The organism is Thermus sp., assembly GCF_056332225.1.
Map to the genome: position 1 here is coordinate 1 of NZ_JBWGQW010000044.1, position 11,989 is coordinate 11,989.

Consider the following 11,989-nt stretch of genomic DNA (forward strand, 5'->3'; position numbering starts at 1 on the left):
CCTGGCGAGGGGGGGCATGACCATGCTGGTGGTGACCCACGAGATGGGCTTCGCCCGGGAGGTGGCGGACCGGGTGGTCTTCATGGACGGGGGGCAGATCGTGGAGGAGGGGCGGCCCGAGGAGATCTTCGCCCGGCCCAAGGAGGAGAGGACCCGGAGCTTCCTGCAACGGGTGCTCCACCACTAAGCCCCAGGCTCCCAAGGGCCTTCCCCGCCGTCCCGGCCGGCCCGCCCCGTTGCAAAGGTATGCACCCCTGTGGTAGCCTTGGCCCCTAAGGAGGAAGCCATGTGCGCGCCCCACGTGATGGAGCAGGTGGCCCGCTCCCTTTCCCGCAGGAGCTTCCTGGCCTCGGGCCTCGCCGCGCTTGCGGGAGCGGCCCTGGCCCAGCAGGAGGTTCAGGGCAAGGCCTTCTCCCGGGCGGTGGACCTCACCCACGAGCTCTCCCCGGAGATCCCCCTCTTCCCCGGGGCCGAGCCCATGCGCATCACCACCCTGGTCACCGTGCGCAAGAACGGCTACTACGGCAACCGCCTGGACCTCTGGGAGCACTCCGGCACCCACATGGACGCCCCCGCGCACTTCGTGGAAGGGGCCCCCACGGCGGAGAAGCTTCCCGTGAGCGCCCTCATCGCGCCTCTCGCGGTGGTCCACATCCACGGGCGGGCGGCCAAGGACCCCGACGCCCAGCTTTCCGTGGACGACATCCTGGCCTACGAGAAGCAGTACGGCCGCCTCCCCAAGGGGGCCTTCGTGGCCATGCACTCGGGCTGGGAGAGCCGGTGGCAGGACCCCAAGGCCTTCCTCAACCAGGACGCCTCCGGCACCCTCCACTTCCCCGGCTTCTCCCCCGAGGCGGCGGAGTTTTTGGTGCGCGAGCGGGAGATCGTGGGCATCGGGGTGGACACCCTCTCCCTGGACTTCGGCCCCTCCAAGGACTTCAAGACCCACGTCACCGTCCTGGGGGCGGGGAAGTACGGCCTGGAGAACCTGGCCAACCTGGCCCAGGTGCCCCCTTCGGGCGCCCTCATCTTCGTGGGAGGCCCCAAGCACAAGAACGCCTCGGGCGGGCCCGTGCGGGCGGTGGCCGTATGGTGATCTCCTGGCTCCGGGTGCCGGAGGAAGGGGAGCTTCCCGAGGAGGTGCGGGCCCTCTTCGCCCGCTTCCGGGAGAAGACGGGCTTCGTGCCCAACGTGGCCCGGGCCTTCGCCCTGAGCCCCCGCTTCCTCCTCTGGTTCCGGTACTACGACACCCTGATGCGGGGGGAGGGCCTCCTGAGCCGGGAGGAGCGGGAGGCCATGGCGGTGGCCATCAGCGGGGAGAACCGCTGCGAGTACTGCGTGGCGAGCCACAAGCGCTACCTGAAGGACCTCACCGGGGACCCCATCCTCCCCGAGGTCCTGGCGGCGAACCCGCGCCGGGCGGAGCTTCCCCCGAGGATGCGGGCCCTGGTGGACTTTGCCCTCAAGGTCACGCACCGCCACCACGAGATGACCGAGGAGGACCTTAGGCCCTTGAGGGAGGCGGGGCTTTCCGACGAGGCCATCCTCGAGGCCGCCGAGGTGGCCGCCATGTTCAACTTCACCAACCGGCTCCTGAATAGCCTCGGGTTCAAACCCAACCCGGAGTACTACGGATGAGCTTCCTGGAGTTCCGGGACGTGGCCGTGGCCTTCGGGCCCTACGTGGCGGTGGAGGGGGTAGGCCTCGCCCTTAAGGAGGGCGAGTTCGTGAGCCTGGTGGGGCCCACGGGGTGCGGCAAGAGCACCCTTTTAAACGTGGCAGCGGGCCTCCTTCCCCCAAGCCGGGGCGAGGTCTGGGTGGCGGGGGCCCCCCTCAGGGGCCTGAACCCCTTGGCGGGCTACCTCTTCCAGCAAGACGCCCTCCTCCCCTGGAAGACCGCCCTGGACAACGTGGCCCTGCCCCTGGTCTTCCGGGGCGTGCCCTGGAATGAGGCCAGGGAGCGGGCCCGGGCCTGGCTCGCCAAGGTGGGGCTCGCCCGCTTTCCCCACCGCTACCCCCACCAGCTCTCCGGGGGGCAGCGGAAGCGGGTGGGCCTCGCCCAGGTGCTCATCCAAGACCCCAAGCTCCTCCTCATGGACGAGCCCTTCTCCGCCCTGGACGTGCAGACGCGGCAGCTTATGGAGAACGAGCTCCTCAGGCTCTGGCAGGAGGACCGGAAGACCGTGCTCTTCGTGACCCACGACCTGGAGGAGGCCATCGCCCTCTCCGACCGGGTGGTGGTCATGGCCGCGGGGCCCCGCTCCCAGCCCATCGGGGAGTTCCCCATCCCCCTCCCGAGGCCCCGGGACGTGGCCGAGGTGCGGCTCACCCCGGAGTTCCTCCGCATCCACCGGGAGATCTGGGACCTCCTCCGGGGGGAGGTGATGCGGGCCCATGCGGGGGTTTAGGCTGAGGCTCTGGCAGGGGGGGCTTCTTCTGGGCTTCCTCCTCCTCTGGGAGTGGGCCTCGAGGACGGGCCGCCTTGACCCCTTCTTCTTCTCCACCCCCTCGGCCATCGCCTCCCGGGTCTTCCGCTGGTTCGCCACCGGCGAGGTCTACCCCCACCTCTACGTGACTACGGTGGAGATGCTCCTGGCCTTCGCCCTGGGCACCCTCCTCGGGGTGGCCCTGGGGCTTTGGCTTGCCCTCTCCCCGGGGGCGGCGGCGGTGCTTGAGCCCTACGTGAAGGCCCTGAACGCCATCCCCCGGGTGGTCCTCGCCCCCATCTTCACCCTCTGGTTCGGCCTCGGGATCCTCTCCAAGGTGGCCCTGGGCGTCACCCTGGTCTTCTTCGTGGCCTTCTTCAACACCTACCAGGGGGTGAAGGAGGTGCCCTCCGTGGTCCTGCAGAACGCCAGGCTCCTTGGAGCGAGGCGGGGCCACCTCCTCCGCCACGTCTACCTCCCCTCGGCGGCGAGCTGGATCTTCAGCTCCCTAAGGACCTCCATCGGCTTCGCCGTCATCGGGGCCGTGGTGGGGGAGTACCTGGGGAGCGCCGCGGGCCTCGGCTACCTCATCGCCCAGGCGGAGGGGGTCTTTGACACCACCGGGGTCTTCGCCGGGATGGCGGTCCTCATGGCCTTCGTCCTGGCGCTGGACGCCCTGGTGGGAATGGTGGAAAGGCGGCTTCTCGTGTGGCGGCCTAAAGAACGGGAAGGAGGTACGGCGTGAAGCGGATCGGGATCGGGCTTTTGCTGGTGCTCTTGGCCTTCGGCTTCGCCCAGAAGCGGGTGGTCCTGGGCGTGGGCGGGAAGACGGCGGTGGTCTACCTGCCCCTTACCGTGGTGGAGCGCCTGGGCTACTTCAAGGACGAGGGCCTGGACGTGGCGATCCAGGACCTCCAGGCGGGAAGCCGGGCCCTCCAGGCCCTCATCGGGGGAAGCGTGGAGGTGGTCATGGGCTTCTACGACCACACCATCCAGATGCAGGCCCAGGGCCGGGACATCGTGGCCTTCGTGGAGGTGGGGCGCTACCCCGCCATCGTCCTCGGGGTGCGCTCGGACCTCGCCGACCAGGTGCGGTCCATCGCCGACCTCAAGGGGCGGAAGGTGGGGGTCACCGCCCCCGGGAGCTCCACCCACTTCTTCCTCAACTACCTCCTGGTGAAAAACGGCCTCAAGCCCACGGACGTCGCCGTCATCGGGGTTTCCGTGGGCGCCCAGGCGGTGGCCGCGGTGCAGAACAAGCAGGTGGACGCCCTCTCCAACGTGGAGCCCGCCATCACCCTCCTGGAGGAGCGGGGCCTCCTCAAGGTCCTGGCGGACACCCGCACCACCAAGGGCACCCGGGAGGTCTTAGGGGGCGAGTACCCGGCCGCGGTCCTCTACACCACCCGGGCCTGGCTGGAGAAGAACCCCGACACCGCCCAAAGGCTGGTGAACGCCATGGTGCGGGGCCTCAAGTGGATGCAGGGCAAGCGCCCCGAGGAGATCGCCCAGGTCCTCCCGGAGGAGTACTTCCTGGGAGATCGGGCCCTTTACCTGAAGGTGCTCCGCAACTCCCTGGAGTCCTTCTCCCCCACGGGGCGCTTCAGCGACACCGCCCCCTTAAGGCCCCTCACGGTGCTTTCCGCCTTTGACGAGAAGGTGCGGCAGGCCCGGATAGACCTCAAGCGCACCTACACCAACGCGTTCGTGGACCGGGCCCTACAAAGCCTCAGGTAGAATCGGGGATAAGGAAAGGAGGCTGCGAATGAAGCGGCTCATGACGGTTTTATCCCTCCTGGCCCTCGGCGCCCTGGCCCAGACCTGGAACATGGCCACCCCCTACCCCCCCGGGAACTTCCACACCCAAAACATCCTGCAGTTCGTCAAGGAGGTGGAGGAGGCCACAGGCGGTAGGGTCCGGATCACCGTCCACCCCGGGGGCTCCCTCTTCCCCCACCCCCAGATCCTCCCGGCGGTGCGGAACGGCCAGGTGCAGATGGGGGAGATGCTCATGTCCCTCCTGGCCAACGAGAACCCCCTCTTTAACCTGGACTCCATCCCCTTCGTGGCCACGAGCTACGAGGACGCCTGGCGGCTCTACCAGGCCCAGCGGCCGGAGGTGGAGAGGTGGCTCGCCCAAAGGGGCGTGGTCTTCCTCTACGCCATGCCCTGGCCCCCCCAGGGGCTTTACACCAAGAAGCCCGTGAACTCGGCCCAGGACCTCAAGGGCCTGCGTTTCCGCGCCTACAACCCGGCCACGGCCCGGCTGGCGGAGCTTTTGGGCATGACCCCGGTCCAGGTGGAGGCCGCCGACATCCCCCAGGCCTTCGCCACGGGAATCGTGGAGGCCATGATCACCTCTCCCGTCACCGGGGTGGACAGCCAGGCCTGGGACTTCGCCCGCTACTTCTACGACGTGAAGGCCTGGATCCCCAAGAACATGGTGGTGATCGGGCGCCGGGCCTTTGAAAGCCTCTCCCCCCAGGACCGGGAGGCTCTCCTCCAGGCGGCCAAGCGGGCGGAGGAGCGGGGCTGGAAGCTCTCCCAGGAGCAGGAGGCCAAGGCCCTACAGACCCTGGCCCAGAAGGGCATGCAGGTGGTAAAACCCTCCCCCCAGCTCCTGGCTGACCTGAAGCGGGTCGGGCAGACCATGATCCTGGACTGGCAGCGTCAGGCGGGGGCCACGGGAATCAAGGTCTACCGCCAGTACCTGGGCCGATGAGGTTTCTGGAGGCCCTTTACCGGCTTTCCGAGTTCCTCGCCCTCCTCCTTGGGCTCTTCGTCCTCCTGGTCATCCTCGCCCAGGTGGTGGGGCGCTTTTTGGGCTTCGTGGTGCCCTCGGCCCTGGAGCTGGCGGGCTTCGCCACGGCGGGGCTCATCTTCCTGGGCCTCGCCCCCACCCTCAGGAGCGGAGGGCACATCCGGGTGGGCCTCGCCCTCCACCGCCTCTCCCCGGAACCCAGGCGTTGGACCGAGCGCCTAAGCCTGGCCCTGGGTTTCGCCGCAAGCGCTTACGGGGCGGTGCAAATCTGGCTTAAGACCCTGGAAAGCCTTCGCTTTGGCGACCTGGCCCCGGGGCTTCTGCCCCTGCCCCTCTGGATCCCCTTGGCGGTGGTGGCCTTCGGGATGAGCGTCTTCGCCTTGGCCCTCCTCGAGGCCCTCCTCAAGACCTTCGGGAGACACCCGTGAGCCTCCTCGCCATCGGCCTCGCCCTGGTCCTCCTCCTCTTCTTCCTTTTGCTCCTCGGGGTCTACGTGGGCCTCGCCCTCCTCCTCGTGGGGCTTGCGGGGCTTGCCCTCTTCACCACAGCCCCTCCCGGGCCCAACGTGGCCACGGCCCTTTGGACCAGCACCTCCGGCTGGAGCCTCGCCGCCCTGCCCCTTTTCGTCTGGATGGGGGAGATCCTCTACCGCTCCCGGCTCGCCCAGGAGCTTTTCCAGGGGCTTGGCCCCATTCTCGGCAGGCTTCCCGGAGGTCTTCTTCACGTGAACGTGGTGGCGAGCGCCCTCTTCGCCGCGGTCATCGGCTCCTCCGCCGCCACCACGGCCACCGTGGGGCGTTTCACGTTGCCGGAGCTCCTGCGGCAGGGCTACCCCAAGGCCCTGGCCCTGGGCTCCCTGGCGGGGGCGGGGACCCTCGGCTTCCTGATCCCGCCCAGCATCGTCATGATCGTCTACGGGGTCATGGCCGAGGTCTCCGTGGCCCGGCTCTTCATGGCGGGGGTGGTGCCCGGCCTCCTCCTCACCCTGCTTTTCATGCTCACCGTGGCCCTTCTCGCCCTGCGCCACCGGAAAACCCTTCCCCAGGCGCCCTCCCCGGCCCCCGGCGAGGCCCTCAAGGGGCTCCTCAGCGTCCTGCCCGTGCTCTTCCTCATCCTCCTGGTGCTCGGGTCCATCTACCGGGGTGTGGCCACCCCCACGGAGGCGGCGGCCATCGGCGTGGCGGGGGCCTTCCTCCTCACCGCCTTAAGGCGGGAGTTTAGCCTCGAGCTCCTCCGGGAAAGCCTTCTCGGGGCGGTGCGCACCACCAGTATGATCGGGCTCATCCTCGCCGGGGCGGGGGTCCTCACCCTGGCCATGGGGTTCACGGGGATCCCGCGGGCCCTGGCCGCCTGGGCGGTGGAGACGGGGATCACCCCCACCGCCCTCGTCTTTTTCCTCAGCCTGGTCTACATCGTCCTGGGTTGGTTCTTGGACGGGATCTCCATCGTGGTCCTCACCATCAGCGTCATCCTGCCGGTGGTGAAGGCCATCGGCCTGGACCCCCTGTGGTTTGGGGTGTACCTGGTCCTCATGGTGGAGCTCGCCCAGATCACCCCTCCCGTGGGGTTCAACCTCTTCGTCCTCCAGTCCTTAAGCGGAGAGGACCTCTTCCGCATCGCCCGCTACAGCCTCCCCTTCATGGGGGTGCTCCTCCTCATGGTGGCGCTTCTGGTGGCCTTCCCGGGGCTCGCCACCTGGCTTCCCCGGACGATGACGGGAGGGTAGTATGAGAAGGAGGCAGCATGACGGTGGACCTGAACGCGGACGCGGGCGAGTCCTACGGGGCCTTCACCTACGGCCACGACCGGGAGATCTTCCCCCTGGTCACCTCGGCCAACCTGGCCTGCGGCTTCCACGGAGGAAGCCCAAACCGCATCCTGGAGGCGGTGCGCCTGGCCAAGGCCCACGGGGTGGCGGTGGGGGCCCACCCCGGCTTCCCCGACCTCGAGGGCTTTGGCCGCCGGGAGATGGCCCTAAGCCCGGAGGAGGTCTACGCCCAGGTGCTCTACCAGATCGGGGCCCTCTCCGCCTTCCTCAGGGCGGAGGGCCTTCCCCTCCACCACGTGAAGCCCCACGGGGCCCTCTACCTCAAGGCCTGCCGGGACCGGGAAACCGCGAGGGCCATCGCCCTCGCGGCGCGGGCCTTTGACCCGGGGCTTCCCCTGGTGGTCCTCCCCGGCACGGTCTACGAGGAGGAGGCCAGGAAGGCGGGGCTTAGGGTGGTCCTCGAGGCCTTCCCGGAAAGGGCCTACCTGCGAAGCGGCGAGCTCGCCCCCCGCTCCCTCCCCGGCGCCTGGATCACCGACCCCGAGGAGGCGGCCCGAAGGGCCCTGCGCATGGTGCTGGAGGGAAAGGTGGAGGCCTTGGACGGGGGGGAGGTGGAGGTCAGGGCCGAAACGCTTTGCATCCACGGGGACAACCCCAGGGCCCCCGAGGTGGCGAGGGCGGTGCGGGAGGCCCTGGAGGGGGCGGGGGTGGAGGTTCGGGCCTTTTAGGCGCTCATGCCCCCCCATGGGGGCTCAAGCCCGCCTGGGGGCCCGGAAAGGGCGTCCCACGGAGCCGCCTGACCCCGGCTTGGGCGAAGGCTTTGCGCCAAAAGGGCATCAGAGGCGGAAGACCTTAGGGGGAAAGAGGGCCCTCAGGACCATGCCCCCGGGCTCGGGCCGCCCCCGGAGCCAGGCCACCCCTCCCTTCTTGAGGAGGACCCGCTCCTCCAGGGCCTGGGGGGCCACCCCCTCCAACAGGTGCCCGAAGAGGAGCCAGGCGAGGAGGGCGGAGAGGTGGGGCTCGTGGCCCACCAGGGCCACCCGGCCCTCCTCGGGAAGCTCCTCGAGGAGGGCCTCGCTCGGGGGCCCGGCGAGGAGGGGGGTGGTGCGCACCTCGCCCTCGAGGAGGGGGCCGAGGAGCCTCGCGGTTTCCAAGGCCCTTCGCTTGGGGCTGGTGAGGACCAGGTCCAGGCCGACCCCTAAGGCCTTCAGGCCCCGCACCACCTTGCGGAAGCGCCGGACGCCCTTCGGGGTGAGGGGCCGCGCCGCGTCCTCCTCCTCCCCGCCCCCCTCGGGCAGGGGGACGGCGATGGCGTGGCGCACCAGGAAGAGCTCCACCCTACACCTCCCAGGCCACCTCCAATCCTACCCCAAAGGCCTCCCGGAAAAGCCCCTCCTGCTTCTCCGCCTCCAGGCGCTCCACCCAGGGGTCCTCCGGGGCCCTTAGGACCAGGCGCACCCGCTCCCCTAGCTCCACCCGGACCCCCCGCACCCGGCCCGAGCGGGTGCGGTCCAGCATCTCGGCCAGGCGGAGGAGGGCGGCGAGGCGCTTAAGCCGCTTCCCGTCCCCGCGGGCGAGGAGGGCCCGAAAGCCCTTGGCCTCGGGGCTCCCCCGGCGGTGGTAGCGCACGAGGAGCGCCAGGAGGACCTGCTCCCGGTGGGAAAAGCCGAAGAGGGGCTCGGAAAGCACCAGATAAGCCCCGTGCTTGTGGTGGTCCCGGTAGCCCAGGACCATGCCGATGTCGTGGAGGTGGGCCGCCTCCCAAAGAAGCCTCCGCTCCCCCTCCCCGTAGCCGTGGAGGGGGAGGAGGCCCTGGAAGAGGGCCAGGGCCAGGGCCTTCACCCGCTCGCGGTGGGCCTCGGCGAAGGGGTAGCGCAGGAAGAGGCTCTCCACGGCGAAGGCCCGGGGGTCCTCCAGGAGATGGGGTGGGGGGAGGAGGCGGGTGAAGAGGACCCCCTCACGGATGCCCACCCCGCTTACCCAAAGGCCCGGGGCCCCGGTGCGGGCCAGGAGGACCCGGAGCAAGGCGAGGCTTGCGGGGAGGGTCCGGGCCCGGTGGGCCTCGAGGCCGGGAAGCTCCTGGCGGGCCTGGAAGGAGAGGGAGAGGAGGTCCCGGTAGAGGGCCTCCACCCCCTCCTTGGGCAGGTAGTAGCCGTGGAGGAGGTCCAGGGGGTAACCCTGGCGCCGCTGGTGGAGGCGGGCCACCGCCCGCAGGTTTCCCCCGAGGACCACGAGGGGGAGGCCTCCCTCTAGGGGCAGGTCCCGGAGGTGGCGCGCCACCTCCTTCTCCAGGGCCCTCACCTCCTCCTTGGCCGGGGGGTCGCTCCGCAGGAAGGCCTCGGTGAGGCGGAGCGCCCCCAAGGGCAGGGACCGGCCCCAGCGGAAGGCCCGCCCCCGGAGGAGGGACACCTGGGCGCTCCCGCCCCCCTGGTCCACCACCAGGGCCTCGGGGAAGGGCAGGGCGTTGGCCACGGCCAGGGTCCCGAGCCTGGCCTCCTCCTCCCCGGGGAGCACCCGAAGCTCCAGGCCGAGCCCGCGGGCCTCCTCCAGGATGGCCCCGCCGTTTCCCGCGTCCCGCACCGCGCTCGTGGCCAGGGCCACCACCTCCTCGGGGCCCACCGCCTTAAGGAAGCTGGCGAAGGCCCGCAGGGCCTTCCTCCCCCGCTCCAGGGCGGCCGCGGTGAGGGCTCCCCGGGCCAAGCCCTCCCCCAGGGCCACGGGCTCCCGGAGCTCGTCCAGGAGGGCGAAGGCCCGCCCCGGCTCGTAGCCGTAGAGGACGAGACGGAAGGTTCCCGAGCCCAGGTCCAGAACCGCGAGGGTCCGGGCCTTGACCTCCTTCTGACCTTGGTCCGGCGTAATCTTGAGCAAATGCGCACCCCCGAGGCCAGCTGGCTCCAGTTTAACCGCCGGGTGCTTCTCCAAAGCGAGCGGCCCGACTTCCCCCTTTTGGAAAGGATGCGCTTTCTCGCCATATGGAACCGGAACCTGGACGAGTTCTTCGCCGCCCGCATCGCCAAGCCCTTCCTAAAGGCGAGGGGATCGCCGGAGCACCTTGGGCTCCTTTCCGAGGCCCGGGCCCAGGCCCACCTGGCCGAGGCGCGCTACCGGGCCCTCCTGGAGGAGGCCGCCCCGAAGGTGCGGATCCTGGAGCCCGCGGAGCTGGACAACATGGACTGGCTCTACTTTCGGGTCTTCCTGGCCGAGGCCGTGGCCCCCAAGACCGACCTCATCCCCTGGGAAAGCGCGGGGGACGTAAGCCACGGGGCCCTCTACTTCGCCTCCCAGGACCACCTCGTGCGCCTGCCCCAGGACCTCCCGAGGCTCCTCCCGGTGCCGGGCCGGGAGGGGGCCTACGTGCGCCTCGGGGCCCTCATGCGGGCGAAAAGCGGCCTCTTCCTGCCCGAGGAGGCCCCCCTTTACGAGTTCCGCGTCCTTAGGCTTCTGGAGAGCGAGCGGGAGCGGGCGGACTGGGACGAGCTCGCCCAGGCCCTCGAGGGCCGCCAGGAGGGCCTCCCCACCCTCCTCGTGGCCGAGGCGGGCTTCCCCGAGGCCTGGCTTTCCCGGCTCAAGGAGGCCCTCGGGCTCCTCTCCGAGGAGGTCTTCCTCCTCAAGCCCCCCCTGGACCTGAGCTTCCTGGAGGCCCTGGCCAAGGAGGGCCCCCAGGCCTGGCGCTTTCCCCCCCTCCGCCCCAAAAAGCCCCGCGGCCTCAGCAAAGACCCCCTGAGGCGGCTCAAGGAGCGGGACGTCCTCCTCTACCACCCCTTTGACGCCTACGAGGCCGTGGAGAGGTTTGCCCAGGCCGCCCTGGAACCCCAGGTGGAGGAGGTCTTCGCCACCCTCTACCGCATCGGGGAGGAAAACCCCCTGGCCGAAACCCTGATCCGGGCGGCCCGGGAGGGGAAGCGGGTCTGGGCCTTCCTGGAGGCCCGGGCCCGGTTTGACGAGCTTTTGAACCTGCGCTGGTACCTCCGCCTCCTAAGGGCGGGGGTGCAGGTGCTGCCCCTCCCCGAGCGCAAGGTGCACGCCAAGGCCCTCCTCCTCCTCACGCGGGAGGGGGGGTACGCTCACCTGGGCACGGGGAACTACAACCCGGTGAACGGCCGCCTCTACACCGACTTCTCCCTCTTCACCGGGAGGCCCGAGGTGGTGGGGGAGGTGGCGGCCTTCTTCCGGGCCTTGGAGGAGGGAAGGGCCCCTTCCCTCGCCCTCCTGAAGACCGGGGAGGCCATCCGGGACCACCTCTTGGCGTCCATCCGGGCGGAGGCCCACCCCAAGGGGCGGGTGATCCTCAAGGCCAACCACCTCACCGACCCAAAGATCCTCCAGGCCCTGGTCCAGGCGGCGGAGGCGGGGGCCCGGGTGGACCTCTTGGTGCGGAGCACCCTCACCCTCCTCCACCCGGCCTTCCGGGCGCGGAGCCTGGTGGGGCGCTTCCTGGAGCACGCCCGGGTGGCGGCCTTCTGGGCGGGCGGGGAGTGGCAGGTCTACCTCACCAGCGCCGACTTCATGCCCCGCAACTTCCAGAACCGCTACGAGCTTTTCTTCCCCGTCCTCGGCAAGGAGGAGAAGCGCAAGGTCCTCAAGGTCCTAAAGCGCCAGCTCAAGGACGACCGCAACGCCTTCCTCCTCACCCCCGAGGGGGAGAAGCGGCTTTGGGGAGGAAAGCACGACGCCCAGCGCCCCTAGGGGGTAAAGTTGGGGGGAGGAGGCGCCCATGCGTCCGGTTCTGGAGGAGGCCCCCAAGGAGGCCCTGATCGGCGGGGCCTGGCGGCCCCTGAAGGCGCGCTTCCCCGCGGTCGCGGGGGAGGTGGTGGCCGGGGTGGCGGAGAAGGGGGGAGGGAAGTGGAACCTAGCGGAGAGCCTCCTCCAGGCGCACCAGCCAAAGGCGGGTGGGGCCCTCGTCGCCCTCCATGGCGAAGTCGTTGTCGTTGATGAGGGCCAGGGTTCGGCCGTCCTCCAGGAGGGCGAGCCCCTCCAGCTTGGCCGTGTCCACCTCCTTGAGGCGCCAGGTCTCCAGAACAAGGCGCCTCTCGG

At 70.1% G+C, this 11,989-nt stretch carries 12 protein-coding genes and 2 pseudogenes; 11 read left to right on the plus strand and 3 right to left on the minus strand.

Annotated elements, in window-relative coordinates:
- The 10 genes and pseudogenes from AC01Y6_RS08030 to AC01Y6_RS08075 all read left to right on the plus strand — a co-directional run.
- Positions 1-187, plus strand: a pseudogene (locus tag AC01Y6_RS08030) (peptide ABC transporter ATP-binding protein); the annotation flags it as partial.
- 99 nt (positions 188-286) lie between these two features.
- Complete coding sequence (locus tag AC01Y6_RS08035) at positions 287-1,096, plus strand: cyclase family protein (protein WP_476671033.1); 810 nt, start codon at positions 287-289, stop codon at positions 1,094-1,096.
- Positions 1,090-1,638 carry a peroxidase-related enzyme gene (locus AC01Y6_RS08040; RefSeq protein WP_428720771.1) on the plus strand — a complete coding sequence of 183 codons (549 nt, stop codon included), beginning with the start codon at positions 1,090-1,092 and terminating at the stop codon, positions 1,636-1,638. Before AC01Y6_RS08035 ends, AC01Y6_RS08040 begins: the two co-directional genes overlap by 7 nt.
- Complete coding sequence (locus tag AC01Y6_RS08045; protein ID WP_428722259.1) at positions 1,635-2,408, plus strand: ABC transporter ATP-binding protein; 774 nt, start codon at positions 1,635-1,637, stop codon at positions 2,406-2,408. Before AC01Y6_RS08040 ends, AC01Y6_RS08045 begins: the two co-directional genes overlap by 4 nt.
- A complete protein-coding gene (locus AC01Y6_RS08050) occupies positions 2,395-3,171 on the plus strand; it encodes an ABC transporter permease (protein WP_476671034.1) in 777 nt (258 codons plus the stop codon). The genes AC01Y6_RS08045 and AC01Y6_RS08050 overlap by 14 nt, the downstream gene beginning before the upstream one ends.
- Entirely contained in the window at positions 3,168-4,163 is a 996-nt protein-coding gene (locus tag AC01Y6_RS08055) for an ABC transporter substrate-binding protein (protein ID WP_476671036.1), read from the plus strand. The genes AC01Y6_RS08050 and AC01Y6_RS08055 overlap by 4 nt, the downstream gene beginning before the upstream one ends.
- A 28-nt stretch (positions 4,164-4,191) precedes the next feature.
- A complete protein-coding gene (locus AC01Y6_RS08060; RefSeq protein ID WP_476671039.1) occupies positions 4,192-5,148 on the plus strand; it encodes a TRAP transporter substrate-binding protein in 957 nt (318 codons plus the stop codon).
- Entirely contained in the window at positions 5,145-5,615 is a 471-nt protein-coding gene (locus AC01Y6_RS08065; protein ID WP_476671041.1) for a TRAP transporter small permease, read from the plus strand. The genes AC01Y6_RS08060 and AC01Y6_RS08065 overlap by 4 nt, the downstream gene beginning before the upstream one ends.
- Positions 5,612-6,913 (plus strand): TRAP transporter large permease, encoded by a 1,302-nt coding sequence (locus tag AC01Y6_RS08070; RefSeq protein ID WP_476671042.1) that lies wholly within the window; start codon positions 5,612-5,614, stop codon positions 6,911-6,913. Before AC01Y6_RS08065 ends, AC01Y6_RS08070 begins: the two co-directional genes overlap by 4 nt.
- Before the next feature lie 17 nt (positions 6,914-6,930).
- Positions 6,931-7,683 carry a LamB/YcsF family protein gene (locus AC01Y6_RS08075; protein ID WP_476671043.1) on the plus strand — a complete coding sequence of 251 codons (753 nt, stop codon included), beginning with the start codon at positions 6,931-6,933 and terminating at the stop codon, positions 7,681-7,683.
- Between the two features lie 108 nt (positions 7,684-7,791).
- On the opposite strand, the gene AC01Y6_RS08080 is transcribed toward AC01Y6_RS08075, so the two are convergent.
- Both AC01Y6_RS08080 and AC01Y6_RS08085 read right to left on the minus strand, forming a co-directional pair.
- Positions 7,792-8,292, minus strand: a complete 501-nt coding sequence (locus tag AC01Y6_RS08080) for a SixA phosphatase family protein (RefSeq protein ID WP_476671045.1) — start codon at positions 8,290-8,292, stop codon at positions 7,792-7,794.
- A 1-nt stretch (position 8,293) separates the two neighbouring features.
- The gene (locus AC01Y6_RS08085; RefSeq protein WP_476671046.1) at positions 8,294-9,823 is read right to left on the minus strand and encodes a Ppx/GppA family phosphatase; all 1,530 of its coding nucleotides are present in this window, start codon (positions 9,821-9,823) and stop codon (positions 8,294-8,296) included.
- Between AC01Y6_RS08085 and AC01Y6_RS08090 the strand changes: the two genes are divergently transcribed.
- A complete protein-coding gene (locus AC01Y6_RS08090) occupies positions 9,824-11,641 on the plus strand; it encodes a polyphosphate kinase (RefSeq protein ID WP_476671047.1) in 1,818 nt (605 codons plus the stop codon).
- A 163-nt stretch (positions 11,642-11,804) separates the two neighbouring features.
- Here AC01Y6_RS08090 and AC01Y6_RS08095 read toward each other — a convergent pair.
- Positions 11,805-11,989 (minus strand): annotated as a pseudogene (locus tag AC01Y6_RS08095) (esterase-like activity of phytase family protein); the annotation flags it as partial.

Coding starts and splice junctions, on each gene's coding strand:
- AC01Y6_RS08035 (WP_476671033.1), top strand. CDS start 287: ATGTGCGCGCCCCACGTGATGGAGCAGGTGGCCCGCTCCCTTTCCCGC.
- AC01Y6_RS08040 (WP_428720771.1), top strand. CDS start 1,090: ATGGTGATCTCCTGGCTCCGGGTGCCGGAGGAAGGGGAGCTTCCCGAG.
- AC01Y6_RS08045 (WP_428722259.1), top strand. CDS start 1,635: ATGAGCTTCCTGGAGTTCCGGGACGTGGCCGTGGCCTTCGGGCCCTAC.
- AC01Y6_RS08050 (WP_476671034.1), top strand. CDS start 2,395: ATGCGGGGGTTTAGGCTGAGGCTCTGGCAGGGGGGGCTTCTTCTGGGC.
- AC01Y6_RS08060 (WP_476671039.1), top strand. CDS start 4,192: ATGAAGCGGCTCATGACGGTTTTATCCCTCCTGGCCCTCGGCGCCCTG.
- AC01Y6_RS08065 (WP_476671041.1), top strand. CDS start 5,145: ATGAGGTTTCTGGAGGCCCTTTACCGGCTTTCCGAGTTCCTCGCCCTC.
- AC01Y6_RS08075 (WP_476671043.1), top strand. CDS start 6,931: ATGACGGTGGACCTGAACGCGGACGCGGGCGAGTCCTACGGGGCCTTC.
- AC01Y6_RS08090 (WP_476671047.1), top strand. CDS start 9,824: ATGCGCACCCCCGAGGCCAGCTGGCTCCAGTTTAACCGCCGGGTGCTT.